This is a genomic window from Streptomyces sp. SYSU D01066-1 (genome assembly GCF_054956795.1).
This window is the reverse complement of record NZ_JBUDHV010000003.1, coordinates 160,023-182,260: the sequence shown is the minus strand read 5'-3', so window position 1 is coordinate 182,260 and position 22,238 is coordinate 160,023. Positions and strand designations below refer to the sequence as shown.

At 74.2% G+C, this 22,238-nt stretch carries 20 protein-coding genes; 7 read left to right on the top strand and 13 right to left on the bottom strand.

The features are described 5' to 3' along the window. Positions 1-107 precede the first annotated feature (107 nt). From rplT to infC, 3 genes are all read right to left on the bottom strand, one after another. The gene (gene rplT / locus ACY1JF_RS04525) at positions 108-491 is read right to left on the bottom strand and encodes a 50S ribosomal protein L20 (protein WP_004002577.1); all 384 of its coding nucleotides are present in this window, start codon (positions 489-491) and stop codon (positions 108-110) included. 98 nt (positions 492-589) lie between these two features. Next, complete coding sequence (gene rpmI / locus ACY1JF_RS04520; protein ID WP_004933563.1) at positions 590-784, bottom strand: 50S ribosomal protein L35; 195 nt, start codon at positions 782-784, stop codon at positions 590-592. A 110-nt stretch (positions 785-894) separates the two neighbouring features. Beyond that, on the bottom strand, positions 895-1,548 hold the full coding sequence (gene infC, locus ACY1JF_RS04515) for a translation initiation factor IF-3 (protein ID WP_215169806.1): 654 nt from the start codon (positions 1,546-1,548) through the stop codon (positions 895-897). 384 nt (positions 1,549-1,932) lie between these two features. On the opposite strand from infC, the gene ACY1JF_RS04510 reads away from it, so the two are divergent. Next, entirely contained in the window at positions 1,933-2,298 is a 366-nt protein-coding gene (locus tag ACY1JF_RS04510) for a DUF1844 domain-containing protein (RefSeq protein WP_462703641.1), read from the top strand. On the opposite strand, the gene ACY1JF_RS04505 is transcribed toward ACY1JF_RS04510, so the two are convergent. Further along, positions 2,289-3,080 (bottom strand): SseB family protein, encoded by a 792-nt coding sequence (locus tag ACY1JF_RS04505; protein ID WP_462703640.1) that lies wholly within the window; start codon positions 3,078-3,080, stop codon positions 2,289-2,291. The two genes, ACY1JF_RS04510 and ACY1JF_RS04505, sit on opposite strands and share 10 nt — an antisense overlap. Before the next feature lie 128 nt (positions 3,081-3,208). Here ACY1JF_RS04505 and ACY1JF_RS04500 point away from each other — a divergent pair, with 128 nt between their 5' ends. Next, positions 3,209-4,174 (top strand): serine hydrolase, encoded by a 966-nt coding sequence (locus ACY1JF_RS04500; RefSeq protein WP_462703639.1) that lies wholly within the window; start codon positions 3,209-3,211, stop codon positions 4,172-4,174. Here the strand turns inward: ACY1JF_RS04500 and mycP are convergent. Both mycP and ACY1JF_RS04490 read right to left on the bottom strand, forming a co-directional pair. Further along, positions 4,159-5,346, bottom strand: coding sequence for a type VII secretion-associated serine protease mycosin (mycP, locus tag ACY1JF_RS04495; RefSeq protein WP_462703638.1), 1,188 nt, complete (start codon positions 5,344-5,346; stop codon positions 4,159-4,161). The genes ACY1JF_RS04500 and mycP overlap by 16 nt on opposite strands. Continuing rightward, positions 5,343-6,485, bottom strand: a complete 1,143-nt coding sequence (locus tag ACY1JF_RS04490) for a hypothetical protein (protein WP_462703637.1) — start codon at positions 6,483-6,485, stop codon at positions 5,343-5,345. The genes mycP and ACY1JF_RS04490 overlap by 4 nt, the downstream gene beginning before the upstream one ends. Before the next feature lie 805 nt (positions 6,486-7,290). On the opposite strand from ACY1JF_RS04490, the gene ACY1JF_RS04485 reads away from it, so the two are divergent. Further along, positions 7,291-8,493, top strand: coding sequence for an amino acid deaminase/aldolase (locus ACY1JF_RS04485; RefSeq protein ID WP_462703636.1), 1,203 nt, complete (start codon positions 7,291-7,293; stop codon positions 8,491-8,493). A gap of 4 nt (positions 8,494-8,497) precedes the next feature. Here the strand turns inward: ACY1JF_RS04485 and ACY1JF_RS04480 are convergent, their stop codons facing one another. From ACY1JF_RS04480 to ACY1JF_RS04470, 3 genes are read right to left on the bottom strand one after another with little or no spacing between them, the layout of a single operon-like run. Next, positions 8,498-9,280, bottom strand: coding sequence for a 3-oxoacyl-ACP reductase (locus tag ACY1JF_RS04480; RefSeq protein WP_462703635.1), 783 nt, complete (start codon positions 9,278-9,280; stop codon positions 8,498-8,500). After that, the gene (locus ACY1JF_RS04475; RefSeq protein WP_462703807.1) at positions 9,277-10,650 is read right to left on the bottom strand and encodes an aldehyde dehydrogenase family protein; all 1,374 of its coding nucleotides are present in this window, start codon (positions 10,648-10,650) and stop codon (positions 9,277-9,279) included. Before ACY1JF_RS04475 ends, ACY1JF_RS04480 begins: the two co-directional genes overlap by 4 nt. Positions 10,651-10,667: 17 nt before the next feature. Beyond that, entirely contained in the window at positions 10,668-12,029 is a 1,362-nt protein-coding gene (locus ACY1JF_RS04470; RefSeq protein ID WP_462703634.1) for a glutamine synthetase family protein, read from the bottom strand. Between the two features lie 83 nt (positions 12,030-12,112). On the opposite strand from ACY1JF_RS04470, the gene ACY1JF_RS04465 reads away from it, so the two are divergent. Beyond that, positions 12,113-12,859, top strand: a complete 747-nt coding sequence (locus ACY1JF_RS04465; RefSeq protein WP_462703633.1) for a FadR/GntR family transcriptional regulator — start codon at positions 12,113-12,115, stop codon at positions 12,857-12,859. Positions 12,860-12,903: 44 nt separating this feature from the next. Further along, positions 12,904-13,617: a gamma-glutamyl-gamma-aminobutyrate hydrolase family protein gene (locus tag ACY1JF_RS04460; RefSeq protein ID WP_462703632.1), complete on the top strand. Its 714-nt coding sequence runs from the start codon at positions 12,904-12,906 to the stop codon at positions 13,615-13,617. A 486-nt stretch (positions 13,618-14,103) separates the two neighbouring features. Here ACY1JF_RS04460 and ACY1JF_RS04455 read toward each other — a convergent pair whose 3' ends face one another. After that, positions 14,104-15,048 (bottom strand): LysR family transcriptional regulator, encoded by a 945-nt coding sequence (locus tag ACY1JF_RS04455; protein WP_462703631.1) that lies wholly within the window; start codon positions 15,046-15,048, stop codon positions 14,104-14,106. A gap of 220 nt (positions 15,049-15,268) precedes the next feature. On the opposite strand from ACY1JF_RS04455, the gene ACY1JF_RS04450 reads away from it, so the two are divergent. Then, positions 15,269-16,288: a TDT family transporter gene (locus ACY1JF_RS04450; RefSeq protein WP_462703630.1), complete on the top strand. Its 1,020-nt coding sequence runs from the start codon at positions 15,269-15,271 to the stop codon at positions 16,286-16,288. Between the two features lie 118 nt (positions 16,289-16,406). On the opposite strand, the gene ACY1JF_RS04445 is transcribed toward ACY1JF_RS04450, so the two are convergent. The 3 genes from ACY1JF_RS04445 to ACY1JF_RS04435 all read right to left on the bottom strand — a co-directional run bounded on the left by ACY1JF_RS04445 (position 16,407) and on the right by ACY1JF_RS04435 (position 21,078). After that, positions 16,407-16,976 carry a helix-turn-helix domain-containing protein gene (locus tag ACY1JF_RS04445; protein WP_462703629.1) on the bottom strand — a complete coding sequence of 190 codons (570 nt, stop codon included), beginning with the start codon at positions 16,974-16,976 and terminating at the stop codon, positions 16,407-16,409. A 405-nt stretch (positions 16,977-17,381) separates the two neighbouring features. After that, entirely contained in the window at positions 17,382-19,997 is a 2,616-nt protein-coding gene (locus ACY1JF_RS04440; protein ID WP_462703628.1) for an ABC transporter permease/substrate binding protein, read from the bottom strand. After that, positions 19,990-21,078: a quaternary amine ABC transporter ATP-binding protein gene (locus ACY1JF_RS04435; protein ID WP_462703627.1), complete on the bottom strand. Its 1,089-nt coding sequence runs from the start codon at positions 21,076-21,078 to the stop codon at positions 19,990-19,992. The genes ACY1JF_RS04440 and ACY1JF_RS04435 overlap by 8 nt, the downstream gene beginning before the upstream one ends. Before the next feature lie 243 nt (positions 21,079-21,321). On the opposite strand from ACY1JF_RS04435, the gene ACY1JF_RS04430 reads away from it, so the two are divergent. Then, entirely contained in the window at positions 21,322-22,227 is a 906-nt protein-coding gene (locus ACY1JF_RS04430) for a 5'-3' exonuclease (RefSeq protein WP_462703806.1), read from the top strand. The last annotated feature ends 11 nt before the right edge of the window (positions 22,228-22,238 follow it).

Below are 22,238 nucleotides of genomic sequence, written 5' to 3'. Positions count from 1 at the left end.
CGCGACCGGTCCGCACACGCGATTCGGCGGAAAGGGGCGGACGCAAGCGGACCCGCAGGTAACCCCGCGGGTCCGTACAGTCACGTCGGCCTAGAGCCGGCGCGGCGTCACGCGGCCTTCGGCGCGTTGACGTCGCTCGGCAGCGCCTTCTGCGCGACCTCGACGAGCGCGGCGAACGCCCCCGCGTCGTTGACGGCCAGCTCGGCGAGGATCTTGCGGTCCACCTCGACGTTGGCGGCCTTCAGACCCTGGATGAAGCGGTTGTACGTGATGCCGTTGGCGCGGGCAGCGGCGTTGATGCGCTGGATCCACAGCTGACGGAAGTCGCCCTTGCGCTTCTTGCGGTCGTTGTAGTTGTAGACCAGCGAGTGGGTGACCTGCTCCTTGGCCTTGCGGTACAGGCGCGAGCGCTGACCGCGGTAGCCGGAGGCCTGCTCGAGGATCGCCCGGCGCTTCTTGTGGGCGTTGACTGCCCGCTTGACGCGTGCCACTTTTCTAACTCCTTGTAGCGGGGCCGCGGTGATCCGCACACGGCCCGGTGTCGATGGGGTCCCGGTCCTGCCGTAGGGCGCTCAGTGGCGCCCGTACGTCACTTGCCGAGAAGCTTCTTGATCTTCGCGGCGTCGCCCGGGGCCATCTCGGCGTTGCCGGTGAGGCGACGCGTCACGCGGGACGACTTGTGCTCGAGCAGGTGGCGCTTGCCGGCGCGCTCACGGAGCACCTTGCCGGAGCCGGTGACCTTGAAGCGCTTGCTGGCACCGCTGTGCGACTTGTTCTTCGGCATAGCGCCGTTCTCTCCTCGTGGGTGGCGCTCCGATGCCCGGTCGTGGAAACCGGGCACGGTGGAGCGTCGCTCTTGTATCGGTTACGTCCTGGGACTCGCGTCCCGGGAGGTCACGCCTCGGCGGATGCCTCGGCCTGGGCCTCGGCGTTGGCGGCGTCGGGGTCCGCGGCGTTCATCGAACGGCCGGGGTTGGCCTTCGCTTCGGCCTTGCGGGCTTCCTGCGCCTGGCGGGCCTCGGCCATCGCCTCGGTCTTCTTCTTGTGCGGACCGAGGACCATGATCATGTTGCGGCCGTCCTGCTTCGGGTTCGACTCCACGAACCCGAGGTCGGCCACGTCCTCCGCGAGGCGCTGCAGCAGCCGGTAGCCCAGCTCGGGCCGGGACTGCTCGCGACCGCGGAACATGATCGTGATCTTGACCTTGTCGCCCTGCTTGAGGAACCGGACGACGTGACCCTTCTTGGTGTCATAGTCGTGCGGGTCGATCTTCGGCCGGAGCTTCATCTCCTTGATGACCGTGTGCGCCTGGTTCTTGCGCGCCTCACGGGCCTTCATGGCCGACTCGTACTTGAACTTCCCGTAGTCCATGAGCTTGCACACGGGCGGACGGGCGTTCGCCGCGACCTCGACGAGGTCGAGGTCGTACTCCTGCGCAAGCTCCAGGGCCTTGGCAAGCGGGACAATCCCGACCTGCTCGCCGCTGGGACCGACAAGTCGCACCTCGGGAACGCGAATCCGGTCGTTGATGCGGGGCTCGGCGCTGATGGATCCTCCTCGGTAGCACCACGCGACCGTCTGGCGGACAGCCGCGTTACGTCTGTTTCGATGGACCTGACCGCGCCGACGCATGAAAAATGCCCCGGACGATCACAGGCGGGGCTCCTCGAACTGCTACCGGAGCACCGTCGCGATGATCGCGGGGCGCGCTTTCGGGCTGGTCGCCGCCGTGGACGGGACCGCCTGACCGGTGACCCGCCGCCCCGAAGGACGGTCAGGTGGGAGTTCGATGGCCTCCACTTGAGGCCGGGCGCGTCGCCGTGAGGCATACGTGTCCGACCGGTCGTTACACAAGGTTAGCAGCTCCCGCGCGGAACGTGCCAACCGAGACCGGGTGGGGGCCCCTCCCGGTCTGCGCCTATCGTGTGCGGCATGAGTGACACGCCTGCCGGTTCTTCCGCGAATCCCGACTTCGACGCCATGGCCCGCGACATCGCCGAGGTGCCGGCGGTCGAGGTGATCGTCACGGTCGCCGTCAACCTGATGAGCGCCGCGGCCGTGAAGCTCGGGCTGACGGAGGACGGGGAGGCGCACAAGGACCTGGACGAGGCCCGCAAGCTGGTGCACGCGCTGGCCGGTCTGCTGGACGCGAGCGCGACGGAGATCAGCTCCTTCCACGCCGCGCCGCTGCGGGACGGCCTGAAGTCGCTCCAGCTGGCGTTCCGCGAGGCGTCCCTGGTCCCGGACGACCCGGGGCAGGGGCCGGGCGAGAAGTACACGGGGGCGGTCTACGGCTGACCCGCCGCCGTACGGACGTACAAGGGCTCGCCCGGCGGCGTCGCCCCGGCCGGCAGCAGTGCCAGGTCGAGGCCGCGCACCAGGCGGGCCCGCAGCGTCTCGTCGGCGGCCAGCCGCTCGGCGACGGTCCGGGCGGCGGCGGCCGGCGCGGCGGCCGGGTCCAGGACCAGGGCGAGGGTGCCGTCCGCCGGTCCCGGCCCGAGGTGGGCGCTGAGGACGGCGGGCTCGGCGGCCACGGCACCGCGTACGGCGTCCAGGACGGCCGGGTCGGTGAGCGGGTCGGTGCTGGTGCGGCCCTCGGCGAGGGCCAGCAGAGCGGGGCCGGTCAGCTCGAACGGCACCGGTCCGGCCAGGTCCAGCACCACGGTGTCCGCCTTCTCGTGCGCGGCGGCCCGCAGCGCCTGGTGCAGGGGGACGGCGACGGGGCGGGCCGCCGGGTCCCAGCGGGCGAGCGAGTCGGTGGAGGTGAACGCGGGCAGCGCGGTCCGGCCGCCGGCCTTCAGCGTCGGTACGGCCATGTCGCTGGTCTTCTCGCGGCGCAGCCCGCCCTTCCGTCGCCCACCGCCCTGCCAAGGGGCTTCGCCCCCTGCGTGGCCGTCCTCTTCGGCCTCCCCGAGGACGGCCACGACGGGAACGAGCAGCCGGGCGCCCCTGAGCGCCGCCAGGACCGGCGCGAGGGCGGTGCGGTCCTCGGCCCAGGCGGCGAGCGCCGCGCTCAGCCGGGGGTCGGCGGAGCCGTCGTCGTCGGAGTAGCCGGAGTCGGGAATGTTCTTGTTCGCCACGGTCCCCGACCCTATCGGGGGCCGTGAAACGCGCTCGTCACCCCCCTCACGGACTTCTCAGGAATCCCTGACCGGTATTTAACGCGCGTCATACGGGCCGCTCAGGCGCCGCCGCGACCATCGCGGGCATGGCCTCCTTCAGATCCCGGCTGCTGTACGCGGCCCTCGCCTGTGCCGTCGTCGGCGGCGGTACGACGGCGGGGACGGTGTACCTGCGGGCGCACACGAGCACGGCCGCCGTATCGTCGCCCGCGTCGGGGGCGGCGTCGTCCCCGGCACCGGCGGACGGGGACGGGGACGGGGAGGCATCGGTGGAACCCTCGGCACAACCCGCCGTGGACCGGGACGCGCTGCTGGCGCGGGCCATGACTGCGGTCTCCGTGGCGGACGGCACGCGGTTGTCGGTGGCGGTGCTGGACCCGGAGAACGGCGAGAGCGCCGTGTACGGCGACGGCGCCTTCGACACCGCGAGCATCGTCAAGGTCGACATCCTGGCGGCGCTGCTGCTCCGGGCGCAGGACGCGGGGCGTTCGCTGACCACGGCGGAGCGCACGTACGCCACCGCCATGATCGAGAACAGCGACAACGCCTCCGCGACGGCGCTGTGGCGGACGATCGGCGGGGCCGGCGGGCTGGACGCCGCCAACGAGCGGTTCGGGCTCACGGGGACCGAGGGCGGGGACGGCGACCTGTGGGGGCTGACCACGACCACGGCGGCGGACCAGCTGGTCCTGCTCCAGCAGGTGTTCGGGGACGACTCGGCGCTGACGCCGGCGTCCCGGACGTACCTGCGGGGGCTGATGGAGCGGATAGCGGACGGCCAGGACTGGGGGGTGTCGGCGGCGGGCTCGTCGTGGGCGCTGAAGAACGGCTGGCTGCCGCGCAGCGCGACGGGACTGTGGGTGATCAACAGCATCGGGCGGGTCACGGTCGACGGCCGTGACCTGCTGGTGGCCGCGCTGTCGCAGGGCAATACCACCAAGGCGGCGGGGATCTCGCTGGTCGAGGCGGCGGCGAGGGCGGCGGTGTCGGTGTGCGGTACGGACGGCGCGACCGCCCCGGCCGCTCCGGTGCTCGCTCAGAAGTCGTCGTAGCGGGCGGGGCGGCCCCGCCACAGCACCACCGCCGCGACCAGCAGCACGCCGCCGGCGCCGCCCGCGAGCGGGGCCACCCAGGCGGAGGCGGAACCGGCCGGGGTCTCCTCGTCGGGGCCGTCACCGAAGTACTCCTCGCCGTACGCCGCCGGTTCCAGGCTCTGCGGCTTCATCGACCCGGCCGCCTCGATCGCGGCGGCCGGGTCGATGAAGCCGTAGCCCCGGGAGTCGTCGCGGCCGTCGGCGGGGGCGTTGTCGGCGGTGTCCTCCAGGAGGCTCTTGACCTGTGCCGGGGTCAGGCCGGGGTGGGCCGCCCGGATCAGGGCGACGGAGCCGGAGACGAAGGCGGCGGCGGCGCTGGTGCCCCAGCCCTCGTAGTACTGGTGGTCGGGGTCGGCGATGATCACGTCGACGCCGGGGGCGGCGACCGTGGCGTACCAGCGGCGGGTGGAGAAGGAGGCGCGGGTGCCGTAGCGGTCGACGGCGGTCGCGGCGATCACGCCGGGGTAGGCGGCCGGGTAGGAGATGTGGTCGCCCTTCTCACCGCCGTTGCCGGCCGAGGCGACGACGACGACGTTCTTGTCCAGGGCGTACTGGATGGCCTCGTCCTCGGCGGGCTCCGGGTGGGCGGAGGAGGAGTCGTCGCCGAGGGAGAGGTTGATGACGTCGGCGCCGTGGTCGGCGGCCCAGCGGATGCCCTCGGCGAGGGCGCCGCCGCGGGAGGTGCGGGCCTTGGCGCGGGCCGGGTCGCCGTCCTCCAGGATGACGCGGACGGGCAGCACCTCGGCCTCGGGGGCGACGCCCATGACGCCGTCCCCGCCGCCGGTGCCGTGTCCGTGGCCGGCGATGATCCCGGCCATGGCGGTGCCGTGCCGGGCCCAGGCCCGGTCGCCGTCCTCGGCCCCGAAGCCGACGAGGTCCTTGCCGGTCAGGACGTTGCCGACGAGGTCGGGGTGGTCGGCCTCGACTCCGGTGTCCAGGACGGCGACGGTGACGCCGGCGCCCTTGGTGGTGCGCCACGCCTCGTCGAGGTGGAGGGCGTCCAGGGCCCACTGCTTGGCCCGTATGCCGTCGGCGTGGGCGGCGGTGGAGGGCACCAGCGCCAGGGAGGCGGCGAGGAGGAGGCCGAGGGCGGCGGTGCGGCGGCGGGAGTTCGTCACGGCGTGTGTCACGAGGGCTGCTCCGTGGCCGGTCCGGCGTTCTTGCGCAGGCGGCGTTCGACGCGGTCGGCCAGGCCCCGCGCCTCGTGGCCGAGCCCCGCCTGCGCCGGGGCGCTGGTGGCGCCGGCCTCCATGGCCGCCTCGGCGGGCTGCGGGTCGTCGACCTCGCGGCCGTCGGCCCAGCCGGAGACGGCGTAGACGACGACCGGGGCGTCGGTGAGGACGGAGACCGTCCAGGAGGCCCGCTGGGCCGCGCCGAAGCCGGCGGCGACGGTGTTCCGCGCGGCGTACGGCAGCGGCATCAGGTCGGTGCGGCGGTCCAGGCCCTCCTGCTCGAACCGGGCGGCCAGCGAGGTCATCGCCACGGCGTCGCCCCTGGTGAAGAGGAGCCCGACGGTGGTGACGTGGCTGCGGGTGGCGTCGGTGTAGGTGGCACGCAGCAGACGGGCGCAGCCGACCGGGGCGAGGGCCTTGCGCAGGAGGGGGTCGAAGGCGTGCCCGCAGCCGCTGTCGGGGGCGACGGCGACGCGGGTCCAGGTGCGGTCGGCACCGCCGGGACCGGCCCCCTGGCCCCGCACGGTGGGCGGGAAGAGCTGGTCGACCGGCGCGTTGTGCCACAGGTCGCCGGCGGCGTCGTAGGCGTCCTGGCGGCTGCCGTCCCCGGAGTCGTCCGTGAGCCAGCTGCCGGTGACGGCGCCGGTGAGCAGGCCCGCGCCGAGCACCAGGCAGGCGGCCGCGGCGACGGCCTGGGAGCGCGGTCGCCGTCCGAGCGGTCGGGGCCGGGCGCGCTCGTCGTCGTAGCCCTCGGGTTCCCCGAGGGTCACGAAGGGCCGCGGGTCGCCGCCGGGGGCGGCGCTCCAGGCCGGGGCGGGGGTGAAGGGGCCGGGGGGCGGGGAGGCGGGGGCGGCCGGCGGTACGGGGCGCAGGCGGCGCGTCGTCTCCGCGGGGCCCTCGGCGGGGGCACCGGGGCGGGGAGCCGGGGCGGCGGGGGGCGGGGGTGCCTCGGCGGGGAGGGGCCGGGCCGTACGCGGGGGTGTCCCGGCCGGAGGCGGCGCGGCCCCCTGCGCGCGGGACCCCTCGGACGGCGGCTGGGCGGGACGGCCGTCCGGGGACCGGGTCGTGCCGTCGGCGTCACGCGGGCCGCGGGCCACCGTCGGCGGCGTGTCCGGGAAGCGGGCCGAGGGCCGCGGCGGGGGCGGTGCGCAGGGGCCGGGCCGGGAGGGGGCGGGCTGTGCGCCCGGGTCGCCGGACGGACGGGGCGTCCCGTCGGCACGCCGGTCCCCGGGGCCCGCCGCGCGGCCGTCCCGCGGTACGCCCCCGGCGCGGCCGAGAGCGCCCGGGGCCCCGGTGTCCGCGGGGGTACCCGGCTGTCCCGCCGGCCGGGACCGCGGCACGGCTCCGGGACCGGCGGGGTGCGCCGGGGAGCCGGAGTGCGGTGGGGTGGGGGGATGGGGCGGCACGGTTCCGGTACTGGTCGGGGTGTCGGTGGGCGGGAGGGGACCGGGCTGTCGCGTCGTGCGCGGGTCCGGCTGTCGCGTCGTGCGCGGGTCCGGCTGTCGCGTCGTGCGGGGGTCCGGCGGCACGGGGGGCCGCGGCGGGACGGGCGGATGGGGCGGGAGCGGGGGGACGGGCGGGCGCGGCGGGGTCGGGGGGACGGAGGCACGTCGCGCTTCCGTGCTCATGCGCCCCCCGTTTCCTCGTGCCCGTGCCGTCCTCGTCGGCGGGCCGTGTCCTGCTGTCCGGCCCGGCGCGGCCGTCTCCGCCCCGGGCGCCTACCCGCACGGCCGGAACACCATCCCGGCATCGGCGCCGGACCCGTGCCCGGACGCCTCCGGCGTGCGTGCGCGTCACTCTACGGCGTGCCCCCCTACCGCGGGGAACCAGTCCACGCGCCCGCGGCATTGGCCCGGAACGTCCCCCTACCCTGCGGTAATCCGGTCTGGCAGGCTGCCCCCCATGACCGCTCGCCCCACCGACCGGGCCCGTTACGACCGGGCCACCGCCCAGCTCGACGCCCCGCTGGCGATCGTGGACCTGGCGGCGTTCGACGCCAACGCGGACGACCTGCTGCGCCGGGCCGGCGGCAAACCGGTCCGGGTCGCCAGCAAGTCCGTGCGCTGCCGCGCGCTGCTCGGACGCGTCCTGGCCCGGGACGGTTTCGCGGGCCTGATGTCCTTCACGCTGGCCGAGTCGCTGTGGCTGGCGCGCTCCGGTTTCCAGGACGTGCTGCTCGCCTATCCGTCGGCGGACCGCGCCGGATACGCCGAGCTGACCGCCGATCCGAAGCTCGCCGCCGCGGTGACCGTGATGGCCGACGACCCCGCGCAGCTGGACCTCATCGACGCGGCTCGCGACGGCGGCCGTGAGGTCGTGCGGGTCTGCCTGGAGCTGGACACGTCGCTGCGGCTGTTCGGCGGACGGGTGCGGGTGGGGGCCCGGCGCTCCCCGCTGCACTCCCCCGCCCGGCTCGCCGGCCTGGCGCGGGCGGTGGCCCGGCGTCCCGGGTTCCGGGTCGTGGGGATCATGGCGTACGAGGGTCATGTGGCCGGCGTCGGGGACGCCGTCGCCGGGCGTCCGCTGCGCTCGCGGGCGGTGCGGCTGATGCAGGCCGCCGCCCGCCGCGAACTCGCCGAGCGGCGGGCCGAGGCGGTGCGCGCGGTGCGGGCCGTCGTCGGGGACCTGGAGTTCGTCAACGGCGGCGGTACGGGCAGTGTGCAGCACACGGCGGCGGAGGAGGCGGTCACCGAGGTGGCCGCCGGGTCGGGGCTGTACGCACCGCGCCTGTTCGACAACTACACGTCGTTCCGGGGCCGTCCGGCGGCGCTGTTCGCCCTGCCCGTGGTGCGGCGCCCGGGAGTGGGTGTGGTGACGGTGCTCGGCGGCGGTTATCCGGCCTCGGGCGCGGCCGGCGCCGACCGGCTGCCGGTGCCGTACCTGCCCGAGGGGCTGCGCTACGACGGTCAGGAGGGCGCCGGTGAGGTGCAGACGCCGCTGCTCGGCTCCCCCGCCGACGACCTCCTCGTCGGTGACAAGGTGTGGTTCCGGCACGCCAAGGCCGGGGAGCTGTGCGAGCGGTTCGACGCGCTGCACCTCGTCGAGGGGGACGTGGTGACGGCGACCGTGCCGACGTACCGGGGCGAGGGGCGGACGTTCCTGTGATGTCCTACAGGGGCGTGACGTACGCCCCCGAGATCCCGCCGTCCACCAGGAAGTCGGTGGCGTTGACGAAGGAGGAGTCGTCGCTGGCCAGGAAGGCCACGGCGGCGGCGATCTCCTCGGCCTCGGCGAACCGGCCGGCGGGGATGTGCACCAGGCGGCGGGCGGCGCGCTCCGGGTCCTTGGCGAACAGCTCCTGGAGGAGCGGCGTGTTGACCGGGCCGGGGCACAGCGCGTTGACCCTGATGCCCTCCCGCGCGAACTGCACGCCCAGTTCCCGGGACATGGCCAGCACCCCGCCCTTGGAGGCGGTGTAGGAGATCTGCGAGGTGGCCGCGCCCATCCGGGCCACGAAGGACGCCGTGTTGATGACGGAGCCCCTGCCCTGGCGCCGCATGTAGGGGATGACGGCCTTGCAGCACAGGTAGACCGAGGTGAGGTTGACCTCCTGGACGCGCTTCCACGCCTCCAGCCCGGTCTCCAGGATGGAGTCGTCGTCGGGCGGTGAGATCCCGGCGTTGTTGAAGGCGACGTCGACGCTGCCGTAGGTGTCGTACGCCGTCCGGAACAGCGCCTCGACCTGCTCGGGGTCGGTGACGTCGGCCTGGACGAAGAGGCCGCCGGTCGCCTCGGCCGCCGCCCTGCCGCGGGTCTCGTCGACGTCGGCGCAGACGACGTGGGCGCCCTCGGAGGCGAGCCGGCGGGCGGCGGCCAGGCCTATGCCGCTGCCGGCTCCGGTGACGACGGCGGTGCGGCCGGCCAGGCGGCGGCAGACAGGGGTGTCGGTCACTGCGGGGAACCCTCCGTGCTGAGGAAGACGTTCTTGGTCTCGGTGAAGGCGGCCAGCGCGTCCGGGCCCAGTTCGCGGCCGATGCCGGACTGCTTGAAGCCGCCGAACGGGGTCCAGTAGCGGACGCTGGAGTGCGAGTTGACGGACAGGTTCCCGGCCCGGACGGCGGACGCCACGCGCAGGGCGCGGCCGACGTCGCGGGTCCAGACGGAGCCGGACAGGCCGTGGTCGGTGTCGTTGGCGAGCGCCACGGCCTCGGCCTCGTCCTCGAAGGGCAGGACCACGGCGACGGGGCCGAAGACCTCCTCGACGGCCACCCGCGCGTGCGGGTCGACGCCGGTGAGGACGGTGGGCGGGTACCAGTAGCCGGGGCCGTCGGGGGCCTTGCCGCGGATGCCGTCGGCGTCCTCGGGGACGTAGGAGCGGACGCGGTCCCGGTGGGCGGCGGAGATCAGCGGGCCCATGTCGGTGCGCTCGTCGGCCGGGTCGCCGACGACGACCGACTCGACGGCGGGGGCCAGGAGGTCCAGGAAGCGGTCGTACGCGCGGCGCTGGACGAGGATGCGGGTGCGGGCGCAGCAGTCCTGGCCGGCGTTGTCGAGGAAGGACATCGGGGCGGCGGCCGCGGCCGCTTCGATGTCGGCGTCGGCGAAGACGATGTTGGGGCTCTTGCCGCCGAGTTCGAGGGTGACGCGCTTGAGGCGGACGGCGCCGCGGGCCAGTACCGCCTTGCCCACGGCCGTCGACCCGGTGAAGACGATCTTGGCCACGTCCGGGTGTTCGACCAGGGCGTGTCCGGCGACCGGGCCGCGGCCGGGCAGGACCTGGAAGAGGTGCTCGGGCAGACCGGCCTCCAGGGCCAGTTCGGCCAGCCGCAGGGCGGTCAGCGGGGTGGTCTCGGCGGGCTTGAGGAGGACCGCGTTGCCGGCGGCGAGCGCGGGGGCGGTGCCCCAGGCGGCGATCGGCATCGGGAAGTTCCAGGGGGCGATGACGCCGACCACGCCGAGCGGTTCGAGGATCGTGACGTCGAGGCCGCCCGCCACCGGGATCTGCCGTCCCGTCAGCCGCTCCACTCCCCCGGCCGCGTAGTCGAGCAGGTCACGGACGTTGCCCGCCTCCCAACGGGCGCCCGCGAGGGTGTGCCCGGCCTCGCGGACCTCCAGGCGGGCCAGTTCCTCCAGGTGCCCGTCGACCGTGACGGCGAACCGGCGCAGCAGCCGGGCGCGGTCGCCGGGGGCGAGGGCGGCCCAGCGTTCCTGGGCCCGCAGGGCGCGTACGACGGCGGCGTCGACGTCGGTGGCGCAGGCGGCGGGGACGGTGGCGACGGTCTCCTCGGTCGCCGGGTTGAGCACGCGCAGTTCGTCGGACAGCTCGGACAACGGGGGCCTCACATGCGTTCGAAGGAGCGGCGCAGCTCCCAGTCGGTGACCGCGGCGTCGAAGGCGTCCAGTTCGACGCGCGCCATGGTGCGGTAGTGGTCGACGACCTCGTCGCCGAAGGCGGCGCGGGCGAGGGGGCTGTCCGCCCAGAGGGCGGCGGCCTCGCGCAGGGTGGTCGGGACGTGGGCGAGGTCCGCGGTGTAGGCGTTGCCGGGGCAGGGGTCGGGCAGCTCCAGTTCCCGTTCCACGCCGTGCAGGCCGGCGGCGACCATGCCGGCGACGGCGAGGTAGGGGTTGACGTCGCCGCCGGGGAGGCGGTTCTCGAAGCGCAGGGAGCGGCCGTGGCCGACCACGCGCAGCGCGCAGGTGCGGTTGTCGCGGCCCCAGGCGACGGCGGTCGGGGCGAAGGAGCCGGGCCGGAACCGCTTGTAGCTGTTGATGTGGGGGGCGTAGAGGAGGGAGAAGTCGCGCAGGGCGGCCAGTTGTCCGGCGAGGAAGCGCCGCATGAGCGGGGACATGCCGCCGTCGGGTCCCGGCATGGCGCTGGCGCCGTCCTCGCCGGTGAGCGAGAGGTGGATGTGGCAGGAGTTGCCCTCGCGCTCGTCGTACTTGGCCATGAAGGTGAGGGAGACGCCCTCCTGGGCGGCGATCTCCTTGGCGCCGGTCTTGTAGAGGGCGTGCTGGTCGCAGGTGACCAGGGCCTCGTCGTAGCGGAAGGCGATCTCGTGCTGGCCGGGGCTGCACTCGCCCTTGGCGGACTCGACGGTGAGGCCGGCGCCGGCCATCTCGTTGCGGATGCGGCGCAGCAGGGGCTCGACGCGGCCGGTGCCGAGGACGGAGTAGTCGACGTTGTACTGGTTGACCGGGGTCAGGCCGCGGTAGTTGGCGTCCCAGGCCGCCTCGTAGGTGTCCTTGAAGACGATGAACTCCAGCTCGGTGCCGACCTGGGCGGTCAGGCCGTGCTCGGCGAGGCGGGCCAGCTGGCGGCGCAGGATCTGGCGCGGGGCGGCCACCACCGGGGAGCCGTCCTCCCAGGTGAGGTCGGCGGTGACGAACGCGGTGCCGGGGTGCCAGGGGAGGCGGCGCAGGGTGGCCGGGTCCGGGCGCAGGGCGAAGTCGCCGTAGCCGCGGTCCCAGGAGGACATGGCGTAGCCGTCGACGGTGTTCATCTCGGCGTCGACGGCGAGGAGGTAGTCGCAGCCCTCGGTGCCGTGGCGCAGTACCTCGTCGAGGAAGAAGCGGGCGGCGAACCGCTTGCCCTGGAGCCGCCCCTGCATGTCCGGGAAGGCCAGGACGACGGTGTCGATCTCGCCGCCCGCGACGAGGGCGTGCAGTTCCTCGACGCCGAGCGGGGGTGTGCGGTCTGCCACGGAGGGCTCCTCGGGCTTCCTCGTCGGACCGGGAGCCATAAGGTATGGCGCGGGACCATTGGCTGGGAAGGGGGCGCGGCCGTATGCCGCAGGGGAGCGGAGCCGGCGCCCGGGGTCCGGTGGCGGACCGGCTGGCCGCGGTGCTCCGGCCGGTGCGCGCGGGCAACGGCTTCGAGGAGGCGCTGGAGCAGATCCTCCAGGTCGTCCGGCTGGGGCTGGTGCCGGCGGGCGGACGGCTGCCGGCCGAGCGGGAGCTGGCGGAGCGGCTCGGGATCAGCCGGGTGACGCTGCGCGAGGTGCTGAAGGTGCTTCAGGACGAGGGGCTGGTGACGGCCCGGCGCGGGCGGTACGGGGGGACGTTCGTGCTGCCCCGCGCGGACACCGGCGGCGAGGGCGAGCTGCGGCGCCGGGTCGCCGAGGTCGACCTGGAGGACGTGCTGCGCTTCCGGGAGGTGCTGGAGGTGGGCGCGGCGGAGCTGTGCGCGGCGCACGGGCCGGCCGGGGAGCGGGCGGGGCGGCTGCGGGAGGCGCTGGCCCGCACGCGCGACGCGCCGCTGGCGGAGTACCGGCGCCTGGACACGCTGCTGCACCTGACGCTCGCGGAGCTGTCGGGGTCACCGTCGCTGGCCGGGCAGTACGCGGCGGTGCGGGCGAGCGTGAACGGGCTGCTGGACTGCATCCCGCTGCTGGTGCGCAACCTGGAGCACTCCCAGCGGCAGCACACCGCGCTGGTGGCGGCGGTGCTGGACGGGGACGCGGAGGGGGCGCGGGCGGCGATGCGGGAGCACTGCGCGGGGACGGCGGCGCTGCTGCGGGGCTTCCTGACCTGAGGGGCGTTCAAAGGTTCGATGCGGATCCATTGACGGGAGGCCGGATGCCGGACAGGCGACCGCTGATCGGCGTCAGCACGTACCTGGAGCAGCGGGTGCGCTGGGGGGTGTGGGAGACGGCGGCGGCGCTGCTGCCGACCGGGTACCCCCGCCTGGTGCAGCGGGCGGGCGGACTGGTGGCGCTGCTGGCGCCGGACGCGCCGGAGCACGCCGCGGCGGCCGTGGCCCGGCTGGACGGCCTGGTGATCGCGGGCGGCCCGGACGTCGAGCCCGTCCGCTACGGCGCCCGGCGCCATCCCCGCACCGGTCCGCCCGCCCGGGCCCGGGACGCCTGGGAGCTGGCGCTGATCGAGGCGGCCCTCGCCGTCGGCCTGCCGCTGCTGGGCATCTGCCGCGGCATGCAGCTGCTGAACGTGGCCCTCGGCGGCACGCTGGTCCAGCACCTCGACGGGCACGCCGAGGTGGTGGGCGTGTTCGGCGCCCACCCGGTGGAGCCGGTGCCGGGCACGCGGTACGCGGGGATCGTCCCGGAGACGATGCCCGTGCCGACGTACCACCACCAGGCGGTGGACCGGCTCGGCACGGGCCTGGTCCCGTCGGCGCACGCGGCGGACGGCACGGTGGAGGCGGTGGAGCTGCCGGCCGCCGATGGCTGGGTGCTGGGGGTGCAGTGGCACCCGGAGATGGGTGAGGACGAGCGGGTGATGCGGAGCCTGGTGGACGCCGCCCGGCAGCGGGGGGCAGCCGGGCGGCCGTGACACGGCGGCACCCGGCGTCCCCGGCGCGCGCCGCCCAGCAGCGGAAAACCGCCAGGAAACCCTGCCACGGCCACATCCGGCATCCCCGGCACACACCACCCCGCAGCGGAAAACCGCCAGAAAGCCCTGCCACGGCCACATCCGGCATCCCCGGCACACACCACCCCGCAGCAGAGGCCAGCCAGGAAACCCTGACACGGCGGCACCCGGCACCCCCGGCGCACGGCCCCGCGCCGGTCGCGGAGTCCCGGTCGGCGCCTAGGCGTTGGCCGGCACCCTCCCCGGCTGCGCGGTCGTGGTCGCAGCGCGGGCACAGCGGCCGGCGCCCGCCGCGCGGCCGGCGCCGGCCTCCGGGACCGGAGAGGCGCCTACGGGGCGCCCTCGGCCGGGCGGCCGGCGACGGCGTGGCGGACGGTCACGCCGGCGCACCCGCCGGCCCGCGGGGACATCGCGATCACTCCCGCGTACGCGGCCGAGCCCCCGCGCTCACCCCCGCGTCAACGCCAGCAACTGCCGCGCCGGCCCCGTCGGCCGGTGCCCCGTCGGCCACACCGCCCTCAGGTCCCGGGCGAGGGAGACGTCCTCGACGGGCACCCGGACCAGGCGCCGCATCGCCAGTTCCTCGCCCAGGGCCAGTTCGCTGAGGACCGCCGGGCCGGCGCCGCCGACCGCGGCGGCCTTCACCGCGGTGGTCGACGACAGCTCGATCAGCGGAGGGGCCAGCCCGCCCAGCGCGGCGTCCAGCACCTGCCGGGTACCGGACCCCTTCTCCCGCAGGATCAGCGGCGTCGCGGCCAGCTCGCGGGCGGCCAGTGGACGGCGGCGGCGTGCCCAGGGGTGCCCGGGTGCGGTGACCACGATCAGCCGGTCGCGGGCGATGACCGCCGAGTCCAGCCCGGCCGGGACGCTGACCCCCTCCACGAACCCCAGATCGACCTCGCCGGCCAGCAGCCGCCGCGCCACCACCGAGGAGTTCCCGGCGAGCAGCGACACCGCCGTGTCCGGGCGCTGCGCGCGCAGCGCGACCAGCCAGCCGGGCAGCAGGTACTCCGCGATGGTCATGCTCGCCGCCACCCGCAGCCGGGAGTCCCGCCGGTCCCGCAGCGCCTGCGCCCCCGCGTCGAACGCCTCCGCCGCCTCCACGATCCGCCGCGCCCAGTCGGTGACCAGCGCGCCGGCGTCGGTGAGCCGGGAACCGCGCGGTGACCGGTCCACCAGGGCGACGCCCAGCTGGCGCTCCATCGACCGGACGCGGCTGCTGGCCGCCGGCTGGCTGATGCCCAGTTCCCGCGCCGCCCCGCCGAGGCTGCCCAGCCGGGCCACCGCCAGCAGCAGCTCCAGGGCGCCCAGGTCCGGCACCCGGTGCGCCAGCGGCGCCGCGCGCGTCGGCCCGGACGTGTCGCCGGCCCCCTGCCTCTCCGTACCGCTCATAACTCCAGCTTATGCCCTCATAGGAACATGCTCCCTGGTCAGCGCGGTTCCCCGGCGCGACCGTGGGGGCATGCTCACCGCAGTCCGCCCGCGCCCCCGGTCCGCTTCGCCCGCTTCTCCCACTTCACCGACTTCTCCCACTTCTCCCACTTCTCCCGCTTCCCCCACCCCCCGCCACCCGGCCCTGCGCCATCTCGGCCCCAACTGGTACGCCTGCGTCATGGGCACCGCCGTCGTCGCCTCCGCCGGGGCCGGCCTCCCCTGGCGCCCGCCGGGGCTGCGCGTCGCCTGCGCCGGCGTCTGGGCGGTCTCCCTCCTCCTGCTGGTGACCCTGCTCACCGCCCGGGCGCTGCACTGGCGCCACCACCGCGACCAGGCCCGCGCCCACCTCCTCGACCCGGCAACGGCCCCGTTCCACGGCTGTTCGGCGATGGCGCTGCTGTCGGTCGGCGGCGGCGCGCTCACCGTCGGCCGGGACTGGATCGGCGTACCGGCGGCGGTGGCCCTGGACGCCGTGCTGTTCACCGCCGGGACGGCTGTGGGGCTGGCGGCGGCCGTCGTCGTCCCGTACCTCATGGCCGTACACCACCGGATCACCCCGGGGCAGGCCGCCCCCGCGTGGCTGCTGCCGCTCGTCGCGCCGATGGTGTCGGCCGCGCTGGGGCCGGCGCTGGTGCCGTACCTGCCGGCCGGGCAGGTGCGCGAGACCTTCCTGCTGGGCTGTCTGGCGCTGTTCGGGGCGAGCCTGCTCGCCACCTTGCTGATGCTGCCGCTGGTCTTCGCCCGGCTGCTCACCGGCGACCCGCTGCCGCCCGCCCTGACCCCGACCCTGTTCCTGGTCCTCGGCCCGCTGGGGCAGTCCACCACGGCCGTCGGGAACTTCGCGGACGTCGCGCCCGGCGTCGTCACCGCCTCCTACGCCGGGGGCTTCACCGCGTCGGCCGTCCTCTACGGCGTCCCGGTCATGGGCTTCGCCCTGCTGTGGCTGGTGTGGGCCGCGGCGCACGTGGTCCGGGCCCGGCGGCACGGCCTGCGGTTCTCGATGGCGTGGTGGTCGTTCACCTTCCCGGTGGGCACCTGTGTCACCGGCGCCACGGCGCTCGCCCGGCACACCGGACTCGCCGTCCACGAAGGTCTCGCCCTGCTCCTGTACGGGCTCCTGGTCACCGCATGGTGCGTGGCGGCCGTGGGGACGGCGCGCGGGGTGGCCGACGGCCGGCTGCTCGCGGCGCCACGGTGAGCACGCCGCGATGAGCACGCCACGGCGCCGGACCACGACGAGCACGCCACGGCGAGCACGCCACGGCGAGCGCGCCGCGATGAGCACGCCCCGGCGCCGGACCGCGGCGTCGGACCGCTCACCGGCGCGACCGGCCCCGTACCGCCTCGATGTGCTCCGCGACCGCCACGACGAGCAGCCGGGTGTCGGGGACCGTGGCCCGCCAGCGGTGCCGGACCCCGCCGGTGAGGTACAGCGTGTCGCCGCGGCCCAGCCGGTAGGCGCGGCCCTCCGCCTCGATCTCGACGGCGCCCTCGGCGACGTACATCAACTGGTCGTTGCGGTACCGCAGTTCCCGGCCGGCGTCGTGGTCGCCGGTGAACTCCGAGGCGTGCATCTGGTGGTGTCCGCGCACCAGCGAGCGCACCCGGGGCCCGGACTCCGGCCCCCCGTCCCCGGCCCGGACCACGTCCACGCTGCACGCCGGGTCGGCGGCGGCGAGCAGTTCCACGGCGGTGGTGCGCAGCGCGTCGGCGACCTTCTCCAGGGAGGCGGTGCTGGGCCGGGCCCGGTCGTTCTCGATCTGGCTGAGGAAGGGCACCGACAGGCCGCTGCGCTCGGCCACGACGGCGAGGGTGAGGTCCAGCGCGCGGCGCCGCCGCCGGACGGCCGCGCCCACCCGAAGGGGCTGCTCTTTGTGGTCGCCCATCGCTCCGGCTCCCTCCTTCACCCGTCGCTTCCATCGTGCCGCCCCGGTGCCGTTTCCCGGGCACGGTCCCTTTGATGAGTTCTCTGCACCCTACGCATGTTCGGCAAACCGTTTCACGCGGCCGTCACATCGGTGTCACGCCCGGGCGGCGGGGACCCATCGGTTCGCGCCAGGAATCACGCCCCCGGTACGCGCCCGCCCCGGTCCCCCCGGCGGGTTCCCGCCCCGTCCTCCTCGCCCCGGGCCCGGCCGGGGGCGCCGCCCGGACCCGGCCATGGCGCTCCGTGGTTGTCCGAATCCTTACCGTGTCACCGCTCCCGGAGGCCGGGACGGCCCGAGGGGCGGGCCGCCCGCGCCGGTCAGCGCGTGGGCGGCCCGCCCCTCCGGTGGCGGTCGCCGCGGCGGTCACGCGGCGGTCATCCGCTCCGCGACCTCCGGGTTCTCCTCCAGCCAGGCGGCCACCGCCTCCTCCTCGTGGCCCTTGCCCCGGTCCTTGATCTCGCTCTCCAGGCTGCCCAGCTCGTCCTCGCTCATCGTGAAGTTCCTGATCCACTCAGTGAGCCGGGGGTACTGCTCGGGGAACTCCTCGCCGGCGATCGTGTGGATCGTGTTGTTGTCGCCCCAGAGCTTCTTCGGGTCCTTGAGCTTGGTCAGCTCGTAGTCGCTGTACGCCCAGTGCGGCGACCACAGGACGACCGCGACGGGCTCCTCCTTGGCGATGGCCCGCTTCAGCTCGGCCAGCATCGCCGGGGTGGAGCCGTCGACGACCTCGTACTCGTCGTCCAGGCCGTAGCCGGGCAGGACGTCCTTCTTGAGCAGGTTCATCTCGCCGGTGCCCGGCTCGATGCCGATGATCTTCCCGTCGAAGAGGTCGGCCTTGCCCTTGAGGTCCGCCATGGACTCGACGCCCTTGACGTAACCGGGCACCGCGACCTCCAGCGAGGTCGGTTCGTACCAGGTGCCCAGGTCCGTGAGGTTGTCCTTGCTCTTCTCCCAGAAGCCGGCCTGGGCGTGCGGCAGCCACGCGTCGAAGTTGAGGTCGAGGTCGCCGGAGGCCAGGCCGGTGTAGACCGGGCCGACGTCCATCTGCTTGGTGTTGACCTGGTAGCCGCGCTTCTCCAGGACGTTCTTCCAGAGGTACGTGATGGCCACGTCCTCCTCCCACGGGAACCAGGCCACGTCCAGCGCCCGCTCGGCCTCCGCCGGGGTGGAGCCGGTGCCGGAGCCGACCGGGGCCAGCTCGTCGACCAGGCCGGGGTTGTCCTTCAGCCAGGTCTTGACGGCGTCCTGCTGGTTGCCCTTGCCGGACTTGTTGATCTCGGCTTCGAGGCTGGTGAGCTGGTCCTCGGTCATCTCGAAGTCCTTCAGCCACTCGGCGACCGTCGGGTCGTCGCCGGCGAAGCCCTCGCGGGAGAGCGTGTGCACCCCGTCGCCCGAGCCCCAGGCGCCCTTGGGGTCCTTCAGCTTCTTGAGGTCGTAGTCGTTGTACGCCCAGTGCGGCGACCACAGCGGAACGACGATCGGCTCCTTCTTGCTGATGGCCCGCTTCAGCTCGGCCAGCATCGCCGGGGTGGAGCTGTCGACGACCTCGTACTCCTTGTCCAGGCCGTACGCCTTGAGGACCGTGCTCTTCAGCATGGCCGTCTCACCGGCGCCGGCCTCGATGCCGGTGATCTCGCCGCCGAAGAGGCCGCCCCTGCCCTTGAGGTCGGCCAGGGTGTCGATGTCCTCCAGGTACGTCGGGACGGTCAGCTCCAGCGACGTCTTGTCGTACCAGGCGCCGAGGTCGTCGAGCTTGCTGCCGTACTTCTTCCAGTACTGCGCGTGGGTGGTCGGCAGCCAGGCGTTGGTGACGATGTCGATGTCGCCCTGGGCGAGGGAGGTGTAGAGCGGCCCGGCGTCGAACTGCTGGGCCTGCACCTGGTAGCCGCGCTCCTCCAGGATCTCCTTCCAGAGGAAGGTGGAGGCGACGCCCTCGTCCCAGGGGACGTAGCCGAGGGTGATCTTCTTGCCCTGGCCGACGTTCTCGCCGTCCGTGCCGGCCTCGGAGTCGCCGGAGCCGCCGAACACGCCCATGCCGCCGGCCACCAGGGCCAGGATCACGACGCCGACGACGGCGACCTGCGGGCGGGGCCGGTAGGACCAGATCCTCAGGCCGTGCGCCGCGCGGGCGCGGGCTGCGGCACGCCGGCCGAGCGGGGAGACCTGGGCGCCCAGGGCGCTGGTCATCCGGTCGAGGTAGATCGCCAGGATCACGATGGCGACACCGGCCTCGGAGCCGAGGCCCACGTCGAGCTGACCGATGGCCTCGTTGACGTCGCCGCCGAGGCCGCCGGTGCCGACCATGCCGGCGATCGCGGCCATCGACAGGCCGAGCATGATGACCTGGTTGACGCCGGCCATCACGGTGGGCAGCGCGAGCGGGAGCTGGACGCGCAGCAGGGTGTTGCGGGGGGTGGTGCCGAACGCCTCGGCCGCCTCGACCAGTTCCTTGTCGACCTGCCGGATGCCCAGCTCGGTCATGCGCACGCCGGGGGCGAGCGCGAAGATCAGGGTGGCGACGATGCCCGCGGAGGCGCCGGTGCCGAAGAACAGGATCGCCGGGATGAGGTAGATCATCGCGGGCAGCGTCTGCATGAAGTCCAGTACCGGCCGCACCAGCGCGCTGACCCGGTCGGAGCGGGCCGCCCAGATGCCCACGGGCACGGCGACGACCAGCGCGATGATGGTGGCGACGAGCACCAGCGACAGGGTGGTCATCGCGTTCTCCCACAGTTCGAGGGAGTCGATGAACGCGAACCCGACGAACGTGAGGACACCGGCCAGCGTGCCGCGCAGCCAGAAGGCAATCACCGCGAAGATGCCGGCGAGCAGCAGCGGTTCGGGCGCCTGGAGGACGGCGTCGATGCCGTCGTAGGTGCCGGTGAAGACGGTCTTGAAGAAGTCGAAGAGCCAGGCCACGTGGTCGAGCAGCCAGTCGACCGCGTCGTTGACCCAGGTGCCGAGCGGGATCCTAGGCACGGGCCATCACCTTCTCGCCGCCCTTGTCCCGGGGGGAGTCGCAGACGCCCGGGGCGGCCTCCTCGTCACCGAGGAAACCGATGAGACGCTGCCGCGGCACGACGCCGACGAGCTCCCCGTCGCCGTTCAGCACGGCCACGGGGTGCGGCACGCGCGCGCTGATCGCGCACAGGTCGGTGAAGGGCGTGTCGGGCGTGGCGGTCTCGCAGCCGCAGTCGGCCTCGTCGCCGTGCACCTCGGTCTCCATGACCGCGCCGGCGGTGAGCACCCGCGAGCGGTCGACGTCCTGGGTGAAGGAGGCGACGTAGTCGTCGGCGGGGCGGATGAGGATGTCCTGCGCGGTGCCGATCTGCACGATGCGGCCGTCGCGCATCACGGCGACGCGGTCGCCCAGGCGCATGGCCTCGTTGAGGTCGTGGGTGATGAAGACGATGGTCTTCTTCAGCGTCTTCTGCAGTTCCAGGAGCTGGTCCTGCATGTCACGCCGGATCAGCGGGTCGAGGGCGCTGAAGGACTCGTCCATCAGCAGCAGGTCGGCGTCGGTGGCGAGCGCGCGGGCCAGGCCCACGCGCTGCTGCATGCCGCCGGACAGCTCGTCGGGCCAGGACTTCTCCCAGCCGGCCAGACCGCACAGGGCGAGCGCCTCGTCGGCGCGGCGTTCGCGCTCGGCGCGGGGCACGCCCTGCACTTCCAGACCGTAGGCGGCGTTGTCGCGGACACTGCGGTGCGGGAAGAGCGCGAAGTGCTGGAAGACCATGCTGATCTTCTTGGAGCGGACCTCGCGCAGCCTCTTGTCGCCGAGCTCCGTCAGGTCGTCGCCGCCGAAGCGGACGTGTCCGTCGGTCGGCTCCAACAGGCCGTTGAGCATGCGCAGCAGCGTGGACTTGCCGGACCCGGACAGGCCCATGACGACGAAGATCTCGCCGGGTTCCACGGTGAAGGACGCGTCGATGACGGCGGCCGTGGCGCCGTCGGCCCGCAGTTCCTCCCGTTCCGCTCCCTGGCGCAGTCGTTCGACTGCCTGGTCGGGTTTCCCGCCGAACACTTTGTACAGGTGCTCGGCCTCAAGCCTGGCTGACACGCTTACCTCTTGCCTCGGGAACAGGGACCGGAACCCGAAGACTGGCTAACAGTTGAATTTGTCAACAAGCTCGGTTCCGGGGGCGCACCTGCCCTGCTCCTTATCGGCCAAACACTTATGTGATCTGCTTCACTTCCCAGGTGCGCGTCCCTAACGGTGCGTACGCGTCCCGCCCGTCCGGGGCGACCCGCGCCCGCCCCCGCCCGGCCTTGCGGCATGATGCGGTGCGTGACCGGACGACTCATGCTTCTTGACACCGCCTCCCTCTACTTCCGGGCCTACTTCGGCGTCCCGGACTCCGTCAAGGCCCCCGACGGCTCGCCGGTGAACGCCGTGCGCGGACTGCTCGACTTCATCGACCGGCTGGTGAGGGACCACCGGCCGGACCACCTGGTGGCCTGCATGGACGCCGACTGGCGCCCGGCGTGGCGGGTGGAGCTGATCCCCTCCTACAAGGCCCACCGGGTCGCCACCGAGCGCCCGGCGGGACCGGACGTGGAGGAGGTGCCCGACACGCTCTCCCCGCAGGTCCCGGTGATCGAGGCGGTCCTCGACGCCCTCGGCGTCGCCCGCGTCGGCGTCCCGGAGTACGAGGCGGACGACGTGATCGGCACCTACACCGCGCGGGCGGACGGCCCGGTCGACATCGTCACCGGCGACCGCGACCTCTACCAGCTCGTCGACGACGCCCGCGGCGTGCGCGTGCTGTATCCGCTCAAGGGCGTCGGCACCCTCCAGCACACCGACGAGGCGCTGCTGCGCGAGAAGTACGGCGTCGACGGCCGCGGTTACGCCGATCTGGCCCTGCTGCGCGGCGACCCGAGCGACGGCCTGCCCGGGGTGCCCGGCGTGGGCGAGAAGACGGCGGCCAAGCTGCTCGCCCAGTTCGGCGACCTGGCCGGCATCCTCGCCGCGGTCGACGACCCCGGCGCCAGGCTCACCCCCGCCCAGCGCAGGCGGCTGGAGGAGGCCCGGCCGTATCTGGCGGTGGCCCCGAAGGTGGTCCGGGTCGCGGACGACGTCCCGCTGCCCGACGTCCCCACCGCGCTGCCGCGCGGCCCCCGCGATCCGCGGGCCCTGGACGAACTGGCGGCCCGCTGGGGACTGGGCGGATCGCTGCAACGTCTCCTGACCACTCTCGGCGCCTGAAACCACGGGGT

Excerpts from the sequence above, each read along its gene's own strand:
- ACY1JF_RS04445 (WP_462703629.1), bottom strand. The coding sequence starts at position 16,976 with ATGGGCGACCACAAAGAGCAGCCCCTTCGGGTGGGCGCGGCCGTCCGG.
- ACY1JF_RS04450 (WP_462703630.1), top strand. The coding sequence starts at position 15,269 with ATGGGCACCGCCGTCGTCGCCTCCGCCGGGGCCGGCCTCCCCTGGCGC.
- ACY1JF_RS04500 (WP_462703639.1), top strand. The coding sequence starts at position 3,209 with ATGGCCTCCTTCAGATCCCGGCTGCTGTACGCGGCCCTCGCCTGTGCC.
- ACY1JF_RS04455 (WP_462703631.1), bottom strand. The coding sequence starts at position 15,048 with ATGAGCGGTACGGAGAGGCAGGGGGCCGGCGACACGTCCGGGCCGACG.
- ACY1JF_RS04460 (WP_462703632.1), top strand. The coding sequence starts at position 12,904 with ATGCCGGACAGGCGACCGCTGATCGGCGTCAGCACGTACCTGGAGCAG.
- ACY1JF_RS04510 (WP_462703641.1), top strand. The coding sequence starts at position 1,933 with ATGAGTGACACGCCTGCCGGTTCTTCCGCGAATCCCGACTTCGACGCC.
- ACY1JF_RS04465 (WP_462703633.1), top strand. The coding sequence starts at position 12,113 with ATGCCGCAGGGGAGCGGAGCCGGCGCCCGGGGTCCGGTGGCGGACCGG.
- ACY1JF_RS04430 (WP_462703806.1), top strand. The coding sequence starts at position 21,322 with ATGCTTCTTGACACCGCCTCCCTCTACTTCCGGGCCTACTTCGGCGTC.
- ACY1JF_RS04485 (WP_462703636.1), top strand. The coding sequence starts at position 7,291 with ATGACCGCTCGCCCCACCGACCGGGCCCGTTACGACCGGGCCACCGCC.
- rpmI (WP_004933563.1), bottom strand. The coding sequence starts at position 784 with ATGCCGAAGAACAAGTCGCACAGCGGTGCCAGCAAGCGCTTCAAGGTC.